Below are 18,769 nucleotides of genomic sequence, written 5' to 3'. Positions count from 1 at the left end.
GTGCCGACGGCTGCGCCGCAGGCCGGAATGACCCAGCGTTACATTTGCGCACCGGCACGCGCAAGCATTGCCTCGGCACCCTAACAGGGGAGGTCCGCCGGGCTTTGCCCCGAAAGCGGCAGATGGCCGACGGTCCGCGCCATTCAGGCTTGTTGGAAAACCTACGGTTTGCAGCGGTTTGCCATCAGGGTTCCAGTTTTGGGAAGGAATTTCGGGTGCACCTCTTGACCTTCCCCTGACTGGAACCCTCATATCCACTGTCAAAGGCGCAAAACCGGCGGAATCCCTATGTCAGACACAACCCGAATTTCCCTGCATATCACCAACCTCAGCTGTGCGGGCTGCGCCGGGCGGGCAGAACGCGCGCTGGCGGCAGTGGAGGGGGTCCAGTCGGCCTCCGTCAATCTAGCCAACGCTACCGGCCAGGTGGAAGCCGCTCAGGGCATGACGCTGACCGACCTGACCGGCGCCCTGGCCGCTGCCGGTTATCCGGCTGCGGAATCGCAGGCTGCATTGGTGATCAGCGGCATGAGCTGCGCTTCCTGCGTGGGCCGGGTGGAACGGGCACTGCTGGCGGTGCCAGGGGTGCTGTCGGCCAGCGTCAATCTTGCAAACGAGACCGCGCAGGTCCGCTATCTGACCGGTGCCGCCCGCGCTGCGGATCTGGCCCGCACGGTGACGGAGGCCGGATATCCGGCCCGTCTCAGCGGCGCGGCGGAGGATGAGGCGGAACAGGCCAGCCAGCGCAAGGCGGATGAAATTTCCGCACTAGGCCGCCAGGTACTGATCGCCGCGCTGCTGACCCTGCCGGTGTTCCTGATCGAGATGGGCGGCCACATGGTTCCGGCGCTGCATCACTGGGTGGCGGCGAATATCGGCATGCAGAACAGTTACTTGCTGCAGTTTGCCCTGACCACCGCGGTGCTGGCGGGGCCGGGGCGGCAGTTCTACGTCAAGGGCTTCCCGGCTCTGTTCCGGGGCGCACCCGACATGAACGCGCTGGTTGCTCTGGGCACTGCTGCGGCCTACGGCTTCTCGGTAATTTCCACGTTCGCACCCCGGCTTCTGCCCGCAGGCACCGCCAATGTCTATTACGAGGCCGCGGCGGTCATCGTGGTACTGATCCTCACCGGCCGCTTCCTGGAGGCCCGGGCCAAGGGCCGCACCGGTGCAGCGATCCGCAAGCTTGCGGGATTGCAGCCCAAAACCGCCATGGTGGTCTCCGGCGGCGATGCTATCGAAACCCCGGTGGAGGAGATTGGAACCGGCGACCTGATCTGGGTCCGTCCAGGCGAGCGGATCGCGGTGGACGGCGAGATCACCTCAGGTAGTTCCTATGTTGACGAGAGCATGATTTCCGGCGAGCCGGTACCGGTTGCCAAGTCCCGCGGCGATGAGGTGACGGCAGGCACCATAAATGGTAACGCCGCGCTTGAATTCCGCGCAACCCGTGTGGGGCGCGACACCGTGCTGGCGCAGATCATCCGCATGGTGGAGCAGGCGCAGGGCGCCAAATTGCCGGTGCAGGGGCTGGTCGACCGGATAACCCTCTGGTTCGTACCTGCGGTAATCGCGGTTGCGGCGCTGACGGTGCTGGCCTGGTCGCTGTTTGGCCCGGCGCCGTCGCTGCCGCTGGCGCTAGTGGCCGGCGTTTCCGTGCTGATCATCGCCTGCCCCTGCGCGATGGGGCTGGCCACGCCGACCTCAATCATGGTGGGTATCGGCCGCGCCGCCCAGATGGGGGTGCTGTTCCGCAAAGGCGACGCGCTGCAGCGGCTGCAGGAGATCAAGGTGGTGGCGCTCGACAAGACCGGCACCCTGACACAGGGCCGCCCGGAGCTGACCGAATTGATCTGCGCCGACGGCTTCACCCGCGAGGAGGTGCTGCGACTGACCGGCGCCGCCGAGGCGCAGTCCGAACACCCGATTGCCCGGGCCATCACGGCGGCGGCAGGCAAGGGGCTGCCGAAGGCGTCAAGCTTTGAGGCGATCCCCGGCTACGGCCTGCGGGCAGAGGTCGAAGGCCGAGTGGTACTGGGCGGTGCTTCCCGTCTGATGGCACGCGAAGGCATTGCTCTTGGCGCGCTGGAGGCAGAAGGCGCGCGGCTGGCTGAGCGGGGAGAAACCCCGCTCTATGCTGCCATTGACGGAAAGGCCGCTGCGGTGATTGCAGTGGCGGATCCGGTCAAGCCGGGCACCCCGGCGGCGATCAAGGCATTCCACGATCAGGGCTTGAAGGTGGCCATGATCACCGGCGATGCGGCCGGCACGGCACGGGCGATTGCTGCACGACTGGGCATTGATGCGGTGAAGGCGGAATGCCTGCCTGCGGATAAAGTAAAGGCGCTGCAGGAGCTGCAGGTGGAACACGGCACCCTGGCATTCGTCGGCGATGGCATCAATGACGCTCCGGCGCTGGCGGCGGCGGATGCGGGCATCGCCATTGGCACCGGCACCGACGTGGCGATCGAGGCCGCGGATGTGGTGTTGGTCTCCGGCGACCTGCGCGGGGTGGTCAACGCGCTGACCGTCAGCCGCGCCACCATGCGCAACATCCGCCAGAACCTGGGCTGGGCCTTCGGCTATAACGTGCTGCTTATCCCGGTGGCGGCGGGCCTGCTCTACCCCTTTGGCGGCCCGCTGCTGTCTCCTGCGCTGGCGGCAGGCGCCATGGCGCTGTCGAGTGTTTTTGTGCTGTCGAACGCGCTGCGCTTGCGCCGCCTGAAACCTGCCATAGATGAAGAGCAGGCGGTACCGACACCTAAGGCAGACACCAAGCAGGAGGCGCGCGCATGAATATCGGGGATGTTTCCAGCCGCTCAGGGCTTCCGGCCAAGACGATCCGCTATTACGAGGACATCGGCCTGATCAAGCCGCACCGCAGCGCCAACGGCTACCGCTGCTTTGCCGAGACCGACCTGCACAAGCTGGCGTTTCTGGGCCGCGCCCGGGCGCTGGGTTTTACCATCGAGGACTGCCGCACCCTGATGGCGCTTTACGAGGACGAAAGCCGCGCCAGCGCCGATGTGAAACAGCTTGCGTTGGAGCATCTGGCCAAAATCGAGGCCAAAATCGCCGACCTTCAGGCGATGCATGACACGCTGGGAGAACTGGTCAAAGGCTGCGCCGGCGACAGTCGTCCGGACTGCCCGATCCTCAGGGATTTGTCCGGAGAAGGGTGATCGGCAAAGGGCAGAGGCTCCCGTGCCCGCGGCTGCCCTGCCGGGCCGCCTAGCGGCCTTGGGTACGGTTTCGGACCTGCGGCCCGAAGCGGGCAGCCTCAGCCGGGGCGCAGCTCCAGGATCTCGCGGGCTTGCCGCCAGGTGGCGACGGGGCGGTCATATTTTTCGCAAAGCTCCACCGCCCGTTTCACCAGTGCCGCGTTGGAGGGCGCCAGCGTTTCGCGGTTCAGCCGCATGTTGTCCTCCAGCCCGGTGCGGGTGTGGCCGCCTGCGGCGATGGACCATTCGTTGACCAGGATCTGCCCCGGCCCGACACCGGCACCGCACCACTGGGCCTCCGGCGCCAGCCGCTGCATGGTCTTGACGTAGTAGTCGAACACATCCTTGTCGACCGGCATAGCGTTCTTCACCCCCATGACGAACTGAACATAGAGTGTGCCGGGAATGCGGCCCTCACGGTTCATCTTCACCGCTTGGTGGATATGCGACAGGTCAAAGGCTTCTATCTCCGGTTTGACCTCGTGAGCGCGCATCTCTGATGCAAGCCAGTCCACCAGATCGGGGGCGTTTTCATAGACTCTTGTTGGGAAGTTGTTGGACCCCACCGACAGCGACGCCATGTCAGGCCGAAGGGGCAGCATGCCGCCACGCTCCCGCCCCGCGCCGGAGCGCCCACCGGTCGACAGCTGGATGATCATGCCAGGGCAGTGTTTCTGTAAGCCTTCCATCAGCCGCGCGAACTTCTCCGGATCGGAAGTTGGCGATTGATCGTCGTTTCTCACATGACAATGAGCGATCGAGGCGCCGGCCTCAAACGCCTCCTGGGTGCTTTCGATCTGTTCCGCAATTGTTACGGGCACCGCCGGGTTGTTTTCCTTGGTCGAGACAGAGCCGGTGATTGCAACGCAGATGATGCAGGGTTTGCTCATGGAATTCCCTTTCAGATGTCGAAAAACACGGTTTCATCTTCGCCCTGCAGGCGGATGTCGAAGCGGTAGACGGCCAGACCGTCCCGCAGCGCGCGCCTGGCGATCAGGGTGGCGCGGCGGCGCTCCCACTCTATCACGTTCAGCACCGGGTCGGCGGCGTTGGCCGCAGCCTCATCATCGAAGTAGATCCGCGTGTTCAGCCCGACATTGATGCCGCGCGCCACGATCCACAGGTTGATATGCGGTGCCATCATCTGGTCGCCCCGGCCCATCACCGGCCCGGGCTTCACGGTGTCCAAACCCCATTCGCCGGTCTCGAAATCGGTGATCACCCGGCCCCAACCGCGAAAACCGTCTTCCACCTCGCCCGTGTGTTCCGGATGGGCATAGATGCCGTCCGAATTTGCCTGCCAGGCCTCCAGGAGCACATCTTTGACCGGCGAGCCGGTGCCGTCGGTCACCACACCCTCCACCCGGATGCGCTCGCCCCTGGCGTTGGGCCCGGCAATGTCCCACCCAAGCTCCTGCTCGTAGATCTCAAACCCTGCGGCACCGGGAGCCAGGCCGATGTGGACATAAGGTCCAGCGGTCTGCGACGGGGTTTCCTTCAGGTACACTAGCTTCTGGCGCATCAGTTCCCCTCCATGCGGTTCTCAAACATGGTGGACCGCCGCCCGCGCAGCACGATGTCAAAACGGTAGGCGATGGTGTCCAGCGGAATGGTGGCGTTGATGTCGAGCCGGGCTACCAGCATCTCCACCGCCTCCGGGTCCGGGATGGTGTTCACAATAGGGCAGCGGGCAATCAGCGGATCGCCTTCGAAATAGAGCTGGGTGATCAGGCGCTGGGCAAAACCGGTGCCAAAGACCGAGACATGGATATGCGCGGGCCGCCAGTCGTTCACCCGGTTGCGCCAGGGGTAGGCGCCGGGTTTCACTGTGCGGAAATGGTAGCAGCCATTTTCATCCGTCAACGTCCGCCCGCAACCGCCGAAGTTCGGGTCCAGAGCACCAAGGTAGGTGTCCTTCTTGTGCCGGTAACGGCCGGAGGCATTGGCCTGCCAGATCTCCACCAGCGTGTTCGGCACGGGGCGGGCGTTTTCATCCAGCACCCGGCCATGCACGATGATACGCTCGCCAATGGGGCTGCCGCCAGGTTGAGCGAAGTTGCTTAGAAGGTCGTTGTCCGTGGCATTGATGTCGTTGTGTCCGAATGCCGGGCCAGTGATCTCGCTGACAGTGTTTTCCAGGCTGATCAGCGGAAACTGCGGTGAGCGGGTGACAGAGGTTTTATATTCCTGCGACAGGGCAGGCGGGTGCCAGCGGCGGTCCCTTTGGTAGAAATCCCCTTGCAGTGGTGGCTTGATCATGCGGGTTCCCCTCCCTCGCGCTCCATTTCGGCATAGATCTGTTTAGCCAGTTTCAGCGCGTGGTTGGCCCGCGGTGCCCCGGCATAGATCGCAACATGCTGGAAGGCCTCCAGCACATCCTCCCGGCTGGCGCCGGTGCGGGCAGTGGCGCGGATATGCATTGGGATCTCGTCAAAATTGCCTGTTGCCGCCAGCAGCGCCAGCGTCAGCATCGAGCGTTCCCGCAAGCTGATCCGGTCCGAGGCCCAGACCGTGCCCCAAGCGGCCTCAGTGATCAGTTCCTGAAAGGGCTGGTCCAGTGCGGTCTTGGTATCCTCCGCCCGGTTCACGTGGGCGTCGCCTAGTACTTGGCGCCGCACCTGCATACCGCGGGTGTAACGGTCTTGCGTCATTCCGGCCTCCCTTTTCCGAAACAGTATCGCATACCGCAAGTGGTCTGTATAATCCTCAATCAGTCATCAAATGATAGCAAAATTGGTATGCGCCTTTCCTCATCCCTCAAATTGCGCCATCTGGAAGTCTTCGTCGAAGTGGCTCGCAAGATGAGCGTTACACAGGCGGCTGAGGCGCTGGGTATGACACAGCCGGCTGTTACACGGGCTCTGAGGGAGCTGGAAGCGGTCTGCGGCAAACCTCTGGTAGAGAAACACGGCCGAGGCATCCGGCTCAGCAGCTATGGCGAGCTGTTCCGCGATCATGCAGGCCGCAGCCTCGCACTTGCCCGTGACGGAGTGGCGCTGTTGCAAGGGCTGGATGAGGCTGAGGGGCCGCTGGTCGCCATCGGCGCCCTGCCAACGGCGGCGGCGGATCTGGTGCCAGATACGCTGTACACGCTGCGCGGCGGCGGCGCACCTGGGCGTTTCATGGTAGTGTCTGGAGATAACCAGTACTTGATCGACCAGTTGCGGAGGGGCTCACTGGATCTGGTGGTGGGCCGGATGCCAGCTCCGGAAACTATGGCAGGGATCGGGTTCGACCCTCTTTACCGCGAGCGTGTGATTGCAGTTACTGAGCGGGATCACCCTCTTGCCGGCCTCAGCCGTCTGCCACCCACAGCCTTCGAGGATTATCCGGTTCTGATACCCTCTGAGGGTTCAGTTATCCGGCCGCTGGTGGAACGGATGTTTCTGGAGCAGGGACTGACGCTGCCGCGTTTTCCGGTGGAAACGGTGTCTTCAGCTTTCGGAAGGCGTTTTGTGCTGGAGCATCAGGCGATCTGGATCATCAGTCAGGGCGTGGTGCGTCCGGATCTTGCGGCAGGCACGATGGCGGCCCTGCCGATGGACACCGGTGGCACCCTTGGGCCGGTGGGGCTGTGTGTCCGGCTGGAGCACCAGCTGTCGCCGGCCGCAGCCCGGTTCTGCGCGGCCCTGCGCTGTACTTGCTCTAGCTTGGGGTTATCCTGATCCCAAGCAGATGGGCGGCGACCAGGAAGAGTCAAAAATACACCTTTTGAGTGTTTTTCGTGGCGAATGTGAGTTTTGACTGGCCGTCTGGCGACTTTTTCGTTTGCTGTGAAAGTTCAGGGTCGCGACCTGCTATTTACTTGATAAAAAAATGGAAAGTTGAGTTCTTCAACGCGCTTGTACGGATGCGGGGTGACTAAGTTGTCTCAGCAATGCAATCAGTAATTGCAAAACAACCTAAAGGTGTGCACCATAACGGTACTTTAATACCGAAGGTATCACGCGTTGAGTGGGGGTGCGTATGACTGTTCTACTGAAAATTCGCCGGTTCGGTGCTTTTGGCGTCTTCCATGCGGACGGTACTGGCGTGCAGCTCGGTGCCAAACATCAAGCTCTTGTGGCTTTGCTGTCCACCGCCGAGGGCGGGATCCGGACGCGGGCCTTTCTCGAAAAGACTTTGTGGTGCCTGGCGCAGCCGGAACAGGCCAAGGCTAGCCTTCGCACTGCTTTGTCGACGTTGCGGCGGCATTTGGGGCCGGAAGCGGCCAAGCTGCTTTATGCCAACCGGGAAAGGGTGATCTTGGATCTGACGCGCCTTGAACTGGACACTGTCGGTGGTGGAGCGGAGTTCATGGAAGGCTTTGAGTTGCCGCATGAATCCGTTTTCAACGCCTGGCTGCAAGAGACGCGGGCGGAACTTGCCCGCAAGCCTGCAGCGCCCTCAGGGCCGACAGGCGCCCCGCCGGGCAGGGTCATTCTGGATGGGCTGCTACCGTCGATTGCCGTATTGCCCTTTGCGCACCGGTATCCGGGTGAGTCATCTGCACCATTAGGTTCGCTGGTGTCAGAGGAGCTATCACGCTGTCTGTCGCGCAGTTGGGCGTTTTCAGTTACCTCATATCTGGCGTCGCGCCAGTTTGATCCTGAAACCGTGCGGCCGGCTGAAGTTTCATCAGTGGCTGGAGCAGACTATTTGGTGTCGGGGGCCGTCACCTGCGGCGGCGGCCGGTTTCAAGCCGAGATAGACCTGCACGATGCCTTGCGGGAAAAGGTGATCTGGTCGCGCAGTTTCAAAGGGTCGTTGAACAATTTGATGGAAGGCCGGAGTTCGGTCCTTCGAAATGCCACCTTGCAGATTGGTCAAACTGCTGCCGGAGAGGCTGTGAGGCTGGCAGAATTCAAGCCGCTGCAGGACCTGGAAAGTCACACTTTGCTGATGGCAGCCATTTCCTTGATGCAGGAAATGGACATGAACAAGTTTCAGCAGGCTTACAGTATCCTGTCGCACTTAAAAGAGCGGGAGCCCGGCCACGCGCTGCCCCTTACCTGGATGGGCTTCTGGCATGTAATGAGGGTTGAGCGTGGATTGTCGCATGACCGTGTGGCAGACAGCCGTCTGGCGAGCCAGCTGGCCGAGACTGCGATCGAAGCGGCGCCGGGCTTTTCCCTGGCTCATACGCTTAAAGGGCTGATCTGCAGCCATCTGACCTTCAGGTTTGATCAAGCTCTGGACGCCTATGATCTTGCGCTGCGCGACAATCCGAACGAGGCTCTGGCGTTGCTCCTTAAGGGGGCTACGATGGCCTATCAGGATATGGCCGACGAGGCCGTTCAGATGACTGATGCTGCCCGGCGGCTGACGCCTTTGGGGCCGCAATGCTATTATTTTGATGCGTTGTCAGCCCTGGCGAACTTGTCTGCGCGCAAATATGGCCGTGCTATTGAATTGGCTGACCGCTCGCTGCAGGCCAAGGGGGCTTTTCCCGTGCCGCTGCGTTCCAAGGCCATTGCCCTGCAGTTGTCTGGCCAGGACCAAGAAGCCCGCAACACAGTTCAAAAACTGCTCGAGGCAGCTCCGGAGTTCTGCCTGTCGCAGTTCCAGCGCGACAACCCGGCCGCAATGAGCCCGGCTGGTCAGGAGTGGGCATATGCTCTGCGGCAGGCTGGAGTGCCGGAATAAGTTCTTCTGAAACCGATTGCGGTAACGCACGCCGCGGTTTGATGCCGCTTCGCCCCCATGCATCGCGTGGGGGTTTCTTGTGCGGCGAGGCGGATTGCTAAAATCTGCAGCACTTTCCGCAGCGCCATCATCCTTTTTTTACGTCTTACGTCGTTCCTGTAAGGGAGATGCGGGCTTCCTGCCAACCAGCAGGGGGTGTGCCATATGAATTGCCCGGGGCGCAGAATACGGGCGGAAGACTTGGGTGACAGAATGAGTTCGAAGAAAGACCTCTTGGCGAAGCGCAGTTTTCGGCCGTTTTCAAGCATTGGTGCCAAGATCACGCTAATCCTGATGGCGATGGGCGGGACTGCAGCGGTCGGAGGCATTCTTGTTACGTTGGTTTTTGCCCAGACAGGCCGCCAGATGGAGGTATTGACTGGCGAGAAGGTGCCGCAGCTGGAACTCAGCACCCATATGGTCGATGCCGCAAGTCAGGCCAAAAATGCCATGATTGGCGTCCTGCAGGCCGGCTCTGTTGAGGAACTTTCCACGGCGGAGGCTGCTGCTGCGGCGGCAGTGTCAACGCTTGAGGGGAGTGTCTCGGAACTTCCGGCAGCGGAGCGGGCGCAATTTGCACCTGAAGCGGCTGAAGCCTCGGACCGGCTGAACAATCTGATAGCCTCCCGCCAGGCAGCCTTCCGGAACCAGGCATGGATCGACACTCAGACCGCCGATCTGCAAAGCCTCAGCCAGGCTGTTCAGGAGAGGCTCGTGCAGGTGGCGGCAGAGGCGCGTGACAGCCTGATGGACGGTGGTGAAGAGACCATCATACAGGTGGACGAGGTTCTGAATAACCTGGTGGATCAGCAATTCGGCAGCCTGCAGACACTGCTGGAAGCGCGCGCCGATATCAGCATTCTGTCCGGTGCAGCTCTGGCTTTGGGACATGTGCGCGATGTGCCGACCAAGCGCGCGCTCAAGAAAATGGCAACTGACGCTTTGGAACGCCTTGAGCCAGTGCTTGGCCGGCTTGAGGAACTGGGGCTCGATGCATTCCGCGCCAAAAAGGTGAGCGAAGGTGTTGAGCTGTTCCGCTATACTCTGACAGCCAGCCGTAAAGAGTTGAAGGAAAGCCGCAAGCAGGTGCTGAGCGCCCGCAACGCCAGTGTCCGTCCGCTGACGCAGGCGATGGAACGCATGGTCTTTACTTTATCAGTGGCTGCTACGCAGGCCAGTGCCGACAACAGGACTGCCATTCAAAGCTTGCTGGACAATCAGGTTGAAGTGCTCCTGAAGCTTCTGGAGATCAATGGCTGGACAAGCGCTTTCCAAGTTGCGGCGCTGGATATGGCGGCGTCTCAGAGTATCGAGGCTGCCAATGCTGCAGTGGCACCTCTGCAGGACGCAGCAACGGCACTGCAGGGCTACACCGGGTTTGGCGATGGGGTGTTTTCTGAAGCTCTTGAGGGCATGATCGCGCTAGCCGATCCTGCTCAGGGGCTGCCGGCGTTCAAAGTCGCTTCACTGGAGGCAGCGGCCGAAGCAGCCAGAGCGTCCGAGGCCACGGTAGAGGCGGTTTTGCAATTTGCCCGCCGTGCAACTGCGCTTGGCAATGCAAGCCAGCTGGAAATCGCTTCGATCGCTAACGGGCTGGCAGCCGATGTGCGAGAGGCTCAGCGCCAGCTGCAAATTTTGGCGGCAGTCTCCGCTGGGGTTTTTGTAGTGGCTTTGATCCTCACCAGAATCCTGATTTTGCGTCCTTTGGCTGACATTAGCGGCACCACCGAACGCCTGGCTGCAGGAAATCTGCGCCCGGTAAAGGGCTACGAGCGATCCAGCGACGAAATCCGCCGCATTGCGACGGCCCTTGCGGTGTTCCGCGACGGTTTGGTTGAAAAGGCTGAGGTCGAGGCCGCCGCCAATGAGGAACGAAATGCCCGGCTAACTGAGCAGACCGTCGCCGTGACTGCCATCGGTGATGGGCTCGAACGTTTGTCGCAGGGCGATCTGACTTTCAGAATTCACGAGGAAATGGGCGAGGGGTATGCCAAGCTGCGCGATGATTTCAATGCTGCGCTTGAAAAGCTGGAAATCTCCGTCCGCAGTCTCAGTGCCAACGGTCAGTCCATTGCCGGCGTCAGCAGCGAAATCTCGGCTGCGTCCCGCGACCTGTCGGAGCGTTCCGAACGGACTGCGCAAACTCTGGCCGGAACCGCGGCTGCGGTTAACCAGCTCTCGGTGTCGATTACCGGTACCGCCCAGGCCTCAGGCGAGGCATCTGCCTCAGTCGAAGCTGCGCGCCGCAATGCAACCGGCAGCATCGAAGTCGTAAAGCGCACATATGGTGCTATGGAGGCGATCAAGGAGAGCTCCGAGAAAATCTCTCGCATCATCGGCATGATTGAGGCCATTGCACAGCAAACCAATCTTCTCGCTCTGAATGCCGGGGTCGAGGCCGCCAGGGCAGGGACCGTTGGCAAGGGCTTTGCAGTGGTTGCTTCTGAGGTACGCACTCTGGCGCACCGTTCCAAGGAAGCAGCGACCGAGATTGCCGCTCTGGTCGATGAAGCAGGACAAAACGTTGAATTGGGTGCTGATCTTGTCGAGCAGACTCGTGCTGCCATCGGGGAGATATCCGAATCCGTTGCCAGTGCTGCAGACCTGATGAAGACTATTTCCGAGGCATCATCCGAGCAATCCGGCAGCCTGCAGGAAATCAATTCGGCCATGGCGAATCTGGATGACGCTACCACCCGGAACGCAGGTCTGTTCGAGGAGGTGACATCCTCCAGCCAGGGTCTGTCAAAGGAAGCTCAGGCTATGGCGGGCGCGCTGGGTGCATTCCGTACCAACGCAGCCGCGCTTGAGCAGGCTTGGGAGGATTCAGAGCGGTCCGAGGAGGAGGATTGGCGGCTGCAAGCCTGACCAAACAAGACGATGAACATGACCTCTTTCAAAACCCGGTTTCCAATGAAGCCCCGAAAGTGGTCAGCGTAATCCCTGAGATGAAGTTCCCATTTTAAACGTTTGCGCTAGGGACTGGCGGCTCAACGCCACGGGCCTCCAGATCCCTATGGCGAGATCTGCATTCCGGCCTCTGACGGCAGCATCTGCCGCATTATCGTGGCGGCATGGGGCTTGGGGCATGCAGGCAGAAACAAGCAGTTCTGCGCACCTGTTTTGCTGAGCCTCCCAGATACCCCTTGAAACGAGCGTTTCGAACACCAGAACTCACCTTGATTTTCAAGGCTTTAAGTGCTTTCCAAGGCGACGATGAAGATTTGGTGGAGCCTAGCGGGATCGAACCGCTGACCTCCTGCATGCCATGCAGGCGCTCTCCCAGCTGAGCTAAGGCCCCAAACCTGACCGCTTTCAGTGTCCGTTCCGTCTTGATCCGGCCCGTCTCGCGGTGTGAGCGTCGTTTACGGGACGTCGGCGCGGGCTGCAAGCGGAAAATGCGCCGGGTCCCAAATTTTTTGCCGGCCCGCAGGGCGGCTGATCCGGGGGTGGCTGATCCTGCCCCCGAACCTCTTGAAACGCCTTAAGAATCGTCTTCTGGAGACGACATGTCGGCGATATCGTCCAACGAGACGTTGTCATCATCATCGTCATCGTCCAGAACATCATCGCCCAGATCAACATCGACGTCGTCGTCATCGTCCAGGACCACGTCATCGGCGTCCAAGTTCTCTTTGGCCTTCAGGGTGGCCGCGTCTTCGGCATCTGCTTCGATCATCCGGGTCTTGCCGGTATCCAGCTCGACGACCTCGCCCGTGTAGGGGCTGACGATCGGGTCCTTGTTCAGGTCATAAAAGCGCTTGCCAGTGGTGGGGCAGACGCGCTTTACACCCCATTCTTCCTTGGGCATGTGGATCCCCTTGATTTACTGGTGAGTCGTATCGACGATTCCGGTGCCTTGCCATATGAGGGGGGCACTGTCAAAGCCTAAGCCTGGAAAGGGCGCGTGCATGGCCGAATATCATCTGTCCGGGACCCCGCCGGTGCCGCTTACACTGCGCCGCTCTGCGCGGGCGCGGCGGATCAGCTTGCGGATCTCCTCTCTGGACGGGCGCGTGACGCTGACTCTGCCCAAGGGGCTGCCAGAGCGTGCCGCCCTGGCTTTTGCGGAGGAAAAGGCTGATTGGATCCGGGCAAATCTGGAAAAGCACCCGGACGCCGTGGACGCGGTCTTTGGCGCGGTGCTGCCGGTTGATGGCCAGGATCGGGTGATAGAGCTGGCCGCGGGCCGCCGCATCCAGCTGGAGGCCGGCCGCATCGCGGTGCCGGGGCCCAATCCCGGGCGTCCCCTGCAGCGCTACCTGAAGGAACTGGCACGCAACCGTCTGGCCGAGGCGTCGGATTTTTATGCCGCCCGGCTGGGCAAGAGCTACAACCGCCTCACCCTGCGTGACACCCGTTCCCGTTGGGGGTCCTGCACAGCGGACGGCGGGCTGATGTATTCCTGGCGGCTTATCCTGGCGCCGCCTTCGGTGCTGCGCTACGTCGCCGCACACGAGGTGGCGCATTTGCAGGAAATGAACCACTCGCAGGCCTTCTGGGACACGGTTGAGCGTATTCATGGCCGCTGGCAGGACCAGCGCACCTGGTTGCGCGAAAACGGCACGAGCCTGCACCGCTACCGTTTCGGCGAATGAAATCAGGGCTTTGACCCTGCGGGTGCGCGGGCTAAGCTGGCACCAGTTGCAGTTGCCAGTTCCCGGTCCAAAGGCCCGCCCCGTGTCAGACAAGCCGCAAAGACGCCTTGCCGCCATATTCATGCTGGATGTCTCCGGCTTTAGCCGCATGATGGCCGAGGATGAGGCCGGTACTTTGAACCAAGTGCTTGCTCAGCAGCAAACCCTGATCGCGCCGGCGATCCGTAGCCACAGCGGCCGTATCATCAAGCTGATGGGTGACGGGGTTTTGGCACTGTTTCCCAGCGTGATTTCAGCTGTGGAGGCTGCAGCGCAAATCCAGGCGGACGCGGCCCGCACCCGCCATCTGCAGCTGCGCATTGGCATCAATCTGGGTGAAGTGCTCATCGCGCAGGGAGACGTTTTCGGCGACGAAGTGAACATTGCTGCCCGGCTGGAAAGCCTGGCGCATCCTGGCGGTGTGGCCCTCTCGGCTGCCGCTTATGATCAGGTTCGAAACCGCATACCCTATGACTTCGAGGACTTTGGTCTGCATGAGGTGAAGAACATACCTGATCCGGTTCAGGTTTACTTCCTCGGAGATGAGCTCACCTCTCTGCCCTCCCTGCGCCGCAGCAGGCCGCCGTCGAAACCGCAGGCACCTGCGGCCCGAAAGGGAATGCGGCCCGTTGTACTGCTGGCGGCCGGCTGCATCGGTGCTGCTACCGCCGTGGCCGGGATTTGGAGCTGGCACTCGGCAGGCGGTCTGAAAACCGCTGAAGTGCTCACGCCCGGTTTTCCAGCCGCATCCGCCTTTGAAGGCAGCCCGGTGATCGCCATTTTGCCATTCACGTCTGACATGCTTCAGCCGGAAACGGCGCGGATGCTGGCACAGGAGGTGATCCGCAGTCTGGCCGCAGCCAGCGGCGCCCGCATCATTGCACCGTCCAGCGCTCAGGCTGCAGAGGGTTTGCTGCCAGATGAGGCGGCGGTTTTGCTGGGGGCCGATTTCGTAGTGGCGGGCCATTTGCCCGGAACCCTGCAGGAGGGGGCCGGTCTGAAAATCCTGCAGGCGAAAGACGGCGGCAGCAGTGCAGGGGCGGAACCTCTGAGCATTCTGCCGCCGCAGCCGCAGCGATCTGTGTCCGCTGTTGCGCCGGAGCTTGCGGCCAGCATCATTGGCTACTTCGGCAAGCCTCTGCCCGACAACAGCCGTCCTGATGTTGCCGATGGCGCTATGCTGCAGTTGTTCAACGCCCGCATTCTGATGCAGCAGGGTGACCGCGGCGGCGCGCAGCTGGTCCTGCAACGGGCACAGCAGATGGAACCGGACTGGCCGGAAGCACAGGCGTTGGCCGCGCTTTGGCATCTGGACATGCTCACTGGCACGGCAGCGGGGCTGCCAGAGCGCGCGTCAGGGGCAGCAAAGCTGGTTGAAGGGCTGCCGCCAGAGGCAGCGGTGCTGCAGTTGCAGGCGCTGGCAGCACAATTTTCTGGCCGCAACGGCGAAGCGCTGCAATTGGCCGGGATCCTGGCAGAGGATTTTCCGAACGATGCACCGGGTCAGCTGTTGCGGGCCTGGCTTTTGCATCTCGCCGGGCAGGGCAGCAGCGCCCGGAAAGTGCTGGACAGTGTCCGCCGCCTCGAACCGCTGCCTCAGCCGATGGTTCTGACCGTCGAAGCTGCTCTCCACCTCGCTGCCGGCCGGGAGACCGAGGCCGCCGCCGCCGCGGCGGAGGCGCTGAGGATTGAACCTGCGGCGCAGCTGGCTTTGGTGCTGCTTTGCGCCAGCCTGGCTACGCTTGGCAATTTTGAAGAGGCCGCTGCTGCCTGTGGCCGCCTCAAGGGTGCGCCGCTGACGGTGGATCAGGCTGCAGCGGCCTTTCCCTATTCCGCCGCGGCACCGCAGCGGGCTCTGCGCACGGGGCTCAGTCTGGCAGGGCTGCCGGGCCGCCCCTGAAGTTGCGCGTAATTGTCCGGTTGACCACACCAGATTTTGTGATCACATGAGCGGATGAACCAGACTGCTCGCCCTGCCCAGGAAACCGCCTCTGCACCAGCTCATGACCGCGTGTACCGGACTCTCCGGACCCGTATTATGCACGGTGAAGTTACACCGGGAGCTGCCTTGACTTTGCGTGGTATCGGTGGCGAATTCGGTGTCTCGATGACCCCCGCGCGCGAGGCGGTACGGCGCCTGGCGGCTGAAGGCGCGCTTTTCCTGTCTTCATCGGGCCGGGTGACGACGCCGGAGCTGACAAACGAGCGGATTGAGGAGCTGGCTGCATTGCGCGCGCTCTTGGAGGTGGAGCTGGCCAGCCGTGCTTTGCCGCGCGCGCATATGGCGCTGATCGACCGGCTGCAGACAATAAATTCCAACGTGGCAGAGATGGTCTCCAAACGCGACGCCGTTGGTTATATCCGCACTAACCTGGAATTCCACCGCACCCTCTATCTGCGTGCCCAGGCGCCGGCAATGCTGGCCATGGCGGAAACTGTCTGGCTGCAGCTCGGCCCTACAATGCGGGCGCTTTACGGACGGTTGCGCCGCACCGATCCGCCGCAGAACCACCGCCTGATTATCGCCGCGCTGAAGGCGGGCGACGAGCCCGGCCTGCGGCTGGCAGTGCGCTCGGACGTGACCCAGGGCCTGCGGCTGTTGGCAGGCTAGGGCGGCAGCGAAACCGGTTCCCAGGCGCTGGCCGAACTGGTACACTCCAACCCTATGAAAAGCCCTTCAAATCGCCGCTTGGCTGCGATCCTGGCCGCAGATGTGGCAGGCTATTCCCGGCTGACTGCTGCGGATGAGGAAGGCACGGTTGCGGCGCTTCGTGCCATCCGCAGCGAGGTGGTGGAACCGCTGACGGAGCAGCACGGCGGCCGGATTGCCAATACCGCTGGGGACAGTTTCCTGATCGAATTCCGCAGCGCTGTTGATGCGCTGCGTGCGGCCCTCAGCATTCAGGACCGGCTGCAGGAAAGAAATGCGGGGGTTTCTGAGGACCGTGCCGTCCAGCTTCGCATCGGCCTAAATGTGGGAGATGTGATCTCCAACGGCGCAGACATACTGGGTGATGGCGTCAACGTGGCCGCCCGGCTGGAGGCGCTGGCAGAGCCGGGCGGCATTACCGCCTCCCTGTCCACCGTCAGCTATGCCCGCAAGAGCATCACTGCGGATTTCATTCCCATGGGAGCGCAGATGGTCAAGAATATCCCGGAACCGGTGGAGGCCTACCGGGTTCGGGTAAGCGGTCAGACGCCGCATAAGACAGCGCGCGCCAAGGTTCCGCGGGCCCGGCTGGCCGCGGGGGCGGGCATTTTGGCCGTGGCAGTGGCAGGCACTCTCTGGTGGACCGCCCCCAGGCAGCCGAACCCGGATCAGGCTGTCGTGGCGCGCATGGCCTTTCCGCTGCCGGACCTTCCTTCTGTTGCGGTGCTGCCGCTGGCCGATTCCACAGGCGAAACCGGTAATGCGATGCTGGCGGATGGCTTTTCCGAGGATCTGATAACCGACCTGTCGCGGATTTCCGGCCTGTTCGTGATCTCCGGCAACAGTTCCTTTGCCTATCATGGCCAGCAGATCAGCCCCGCGCAATTCGCTGAGGAAATGGGTGTCCGTTATGTGGTTGACGGCAGCCTGCGCCGCACCGGCTCCGCGTTCCGGACCAATATCCGGCTCACCGACACATCCAGCGGCCAGTTGGTTTGGGCGGAGCGTTTCGACGGTCCTTTGGAGGACATCTTCTCGGTGCAAAACCGTATAGCACTGGATATCGCCAAGGCGCTGGATCTGCCGCTGGATAACGAAGAGCGCACCGGGATCGAACAAGTGGATACCGCGACCATAGCTGCGCGTGAGGCTTTCCAGCAGGGCTGGGCGCTTTACGCCCGGTTCAACGAGGCGGATAATCTGGCTGCCATTCCGCATTTTGAACAGGCGGTGTCGCTGGATCCGGACTATGGCCGGGCCTGGGCCTTTCTGGCAATGGCGCATCTGCGTCCGCACATCTTTCTTCACTGGAATGCTTTTGCCGGACAGAGCAGTCAGATGCATATCGGCCTGTTCTACAAGTATTTGAAAGAGACATCCAAGCATGAAGCCCCGCTGGTGCATGTGATCAGGGCCATGGTCAGGCTCAACCTGAACGATTGGGGGCAAGGAGGCGGCGGCAACCGGGGCATCGGTGAAGCCCGGCAGGAAGCTGCCAAGGCTATTGCACTCCAGCCCAGCGATCCGGAGGCTCATCTGGTCATGGGCTGGGCGCTGATCGCTGAGGGTGAGCCGCAGGAGGGGCTGGCCTTTGTCCGTGCCGCAATGCGGCTCGATCCCAAACACCCCAGCCACTATACCTTGTTCGAAGCTGCGGCGTTTTTTGCAATGGCCGATTACGCGCAGGCATCTGCATTGCTGCTGGCGGAGCTCGAACGCACTCCCGGAGCCAGAGAGTTGATGCCGCTTGCGGCCTCGGTGCTGGCGCTCCAGGGGAGGCAGCGGGACGCACGTGCTATGGTCGAACAATGGCACAGCGGCAACAGCGCTGCGTCTCTTCCGGCTGCAGTAAAGGAATATTTTTTCATCCTGCGCTGGACCGGGGCCAGCCAGTATCTGAACCGGCGGCTGACGGATGGGCTGCTGCTTGCAGCCCTGCCACCGGGCACGACGGTGGCCAGCCTGAAGGCAGAACTGTCGCTAGCGGACGCCAGCAGCCAGAGGCAGGCGGCCCGGTCGCTGAGCCTGTTTGGGGCTGCAGCTGCTCCAGCGGTGCCTGAGCTGACCATACTTTTGCAAAGCCCTTCTGCCTTTGTTCGCAAAGAGGCCGCCAACACCCTGGGAAACATAGGCGCCTCCGCGGCGCCGGCGCTGGCGGCGCTGGATTCGCTGGCCGGTATGGGGCTTGCCGGCAAACGTGCCGCCCTTGCCGCTGAACGGATCCGCAGGAGCATGGCTCAGGAAGAGCGCTGACAGAGGTTTTTTTGCCACCGGAGGCCATCCGCCGGACATGGCTGTTGCTGGTTCAGGAGTCTCGCCGGAGCGCAGGCTTGAATCCTCTGTGTTTCAGGAGGAGTTTTTTCGGTTTGCACTGCCGAACAGCACTGGAGAAGCATCCTGGAAGTGGCGGCAGGAGGCCGTTGGCCGAGCATTTTATAGGGCAGGAAAGCTCAGGCAACTGCAGGTGCCTTAAAAGGTCGGGCCGGCTTAAGAGCTTAATCTAAAAAGGGTATTCCAAGGGTGCATAGCACCGATGTGCATCCTGCATACCCTATGCGATATCGGCATTTCACAGTTCACGCACCGCAGGATAGCGT

General features: G+C 62.0%; 14 protein-coding genes and 1 tRNA gene. 9 read left to right on the top strand and 6 right to left on the bottom strand.

From position 1 onward, the window contains the following. Nucleotides 1-288: 288 nt before the first annotated feature. Together N6L27_RS13290 and cueR are read left to right on the top strand one after the other, a co-directional pair. The gene (locus N6L27_RS13290; protein WP_271907754.1) at nt 289-2,796 is read left to right on the top strand and encodes a heavy metal translocating P-type ATPase; all 2,508 of its coding nucleotides are present in this window, start codon (nt 289-291) and stop codon (nt 2,794-2,796) included. Continuing rightward, nucleotides 2,793-3,182: a Cu(I)-responsive transcriptional regulator gene (gene cueR / locus N6L27_RS13285; RefSeq protein WP_271907753.1), complete on the top strand. Its 390-nt coding sequence runs from the start codon at nt 2,793-2,795 to the stop codon at nt 3,180-3,182. The genes N6L27_RS13290 and cueR overlap by 4 nt, the downstream gene beginning before the upstream one ends. A 98-nt stretch (nt 3,183-3,280) precedes the next feature. Here cueR and N6L27_RS13280 read toward each other — a convergent pair whose 3' ends face one another. Genes N6L27_RS13280 through pcaC form a run of 4 tightly spaced genes read right to left on the bottom strand, consistent with a single transcriptional unit; the run spans nt 3,281 to nt 5,872 of the window. Beyond that, nucleotides 3,281-4,111, bottom strand: coding sequence for a 3-keto-5-aminohexanoate cleavage protein (locus tag N6L27_RS13280; protein WP_271907752.1), 831 nt, complete (start codon nt 4,109-4,111; stop codon nt 3,281-3,283). An 11-nt stretch (nt 4,112-4,122) separates the two neighbouring features. Then, nucleotides 4,123-4,743 (bottom strand): protocatechuate 3,4-dioxygenase subunit alpha, encoded by a 621-nt coding sequence (pcaG, locus tag N6L27_RS13275; protein WP_271907751.1) that lies wholly within the window; start codon nt 4,741-4,743, stop codon nt 4,123-4,125. After that, nucleotides 4,743-5,480: a protocatechuate 3,4-dioxygenase subunit beta gene (gene pcaH / locus N6L27_RS13270; RefSeq protein WP_271907749.1), complete on the bottom strand. Its 738-nt coding sequence runs from the start codon at nt 5,478-5,480 to the stop codon at nt 4,743-4,745. Before pcaH ends, pcaG begins: the two co-directional genes overlap by 1 nt. Then, nucleotides 5,477-5,872 (bottom strand): 4-carboxymuconolactone decarboxylase, encoded by a 396-nt coding sequence (gene pcaC / locus N6L27_RS13265; RefSeq protein WP_271907748.1) that lies wholly within the window; start codon nt 5,870-5,872, stop codon nt 5,477-5,479. The genes pcaH and pcaC overlap by 4 nt, the downstream gene beginning before the upstream one ends. 87 nt (nt 5,873-5,959) lie before the next feature. Here pcaC and pcaQ point away from each other — a divergent pair, with 87 nt between their 5' ends. The 3 genes from pcaQ (at nt 5,960) to N6L27_RS13250 (ending at nt 11,753) form a co-directional block, all read left to right on the top strand. Further along, nucleotides 5,960-6,886: a pca operon transcription factor PcaQ gene (gene pcaQ, locus N6L27_RS13260; protein WP_271907747.1), complete on the top strand. Its 927-nt coding sequence runs from the start codon at nt 5,960-5,962 to the stop codon at nt 6,884-6,886. Between the two features lie 301 nt (nt 6,887-7,187). After that, the gene (locus tag N6L27_RS13255) at nt 7,188-8,846 is read left to right on the top strand and encodes a transcriptional regulator (protein WP_271907820.1); all 1,659 of its coding nucleotides are present in this window, start codon (nt 7,188-7,190) and stop codon (nt 8,844-8,846) included. Between the two features lie 252 nt (nt 8,847-9,098). After that, nucleotides 9,099-11,753 carry a methyl-accepting chemotaxis protein gene (locus N6L27_RS13250; protein ID WP_271907746.1) on the top strand — a complete coding sequence of 885 codons (2,655 nt, stop codon included), beginning with the start codon at nt 9,099-9,101 and terminating at the stop codon, nt 11,751-11,753. A gap of 357 nt (nt 11,754-12,110) precedes the next feature. Here the strand turns inward: N6L27_RS13250 and N6L27_RS13245 are convergent. Next, a tRNA-Ala gene (locus N6L27_RS13245) sits at nt 12,111-12,186 on the bottom strand. Between the two features lie 183 nt (nt 12,187-12,369). Beyond that, nucleotides 12,370-12,696: a TIGR02300 family protein gene (locus N6L27_RS13240; protein ID WP_271907745.1), complete on the bottom strand. Its 327-nt coding sequence runs from the start codon at nt 12,694-12,696 to the stop codon at nt 12,370-12,372. Nucleotides 12,697-12,796: 100 nt separating this feature from the next. Between N6L27_RS13240 and N6L27_RS13235 the strand changes: the two genes are divergently transcribed. The 4 genes from N6L27_RS13235 (at nt 12,797) to N6L27_RS13220 (ending at nt 18,425) form a co-directional block, all read left to right on the top strand. Continuing rightward, the gene (locus N6L27_RS13235) at nt 12,797-13,483 is read left to right on the top strand and encodes a M48 family metallopeptidase (protein ID WP_271907744.1); all 687 of its coding nucleotides are present in this window, start codon (nt 12,797-12,799) and stop codon (nt 13,481-13,483) included. A gap of 121 nt (nt 13,484-13,604) precedes the next feature. Beyond that, nucleotides 13,605-15,422 carry an adenylate/guanylate cyclase domain-containing protein gene (locus N6L27_RS13230; protein ID WP_271907743.1) on the top strand — a complete coding sequence of 606 codons (1,818 nt, stop codon included), beginning with the start codon at nt 13,605-13,607 and terminating at the stop codon, nt 15,420-15,422. 54 nt (nt 15,423-15,476) lie between these two features. Beyond that, the gene (locus tag N6L27_RS13225) at nt 15,477-16,133 is read left to right on the top strand and encodes a GntR family transcriptional regulator (RefSeq protein WP_271907742.1); all 657 of its coding nucleotides are present in this window, start codon (nt 15,477-15,479) and stop codon (nt 16,131-16,133) included. 54 nt (nt 16,134-16,187) lie between these two features. Then, on the top strand, nt 16,188-18,425 hold the full coding sequence (locus tag N6L27_RS13220) for an adenylate/guanylate cyclase domain-containing protein (RefSeq protein WP_271907741.1): 2,238 nt from the start codon (nt 16,188-16,190) through the stop codon (nt 18,423-18,425). Nucleotides 18,426-18,769 lie beyond the last annotated feature (344 nt).

Source organism: Leisingera sp. SS27, from assembly GCF_028368855.1.
In the GTDB taxonomy this organism is placed as follows: Bacteria; Pseudomonadota; Alphaproteobacteria; order Rhodobacterales; family Rhodobacteraceae; genus Leisingera.
Note: the sequence above shows the minus strand (reverse complement) of the source record. Positions and strands in the feature narration are given on the sequence as shown.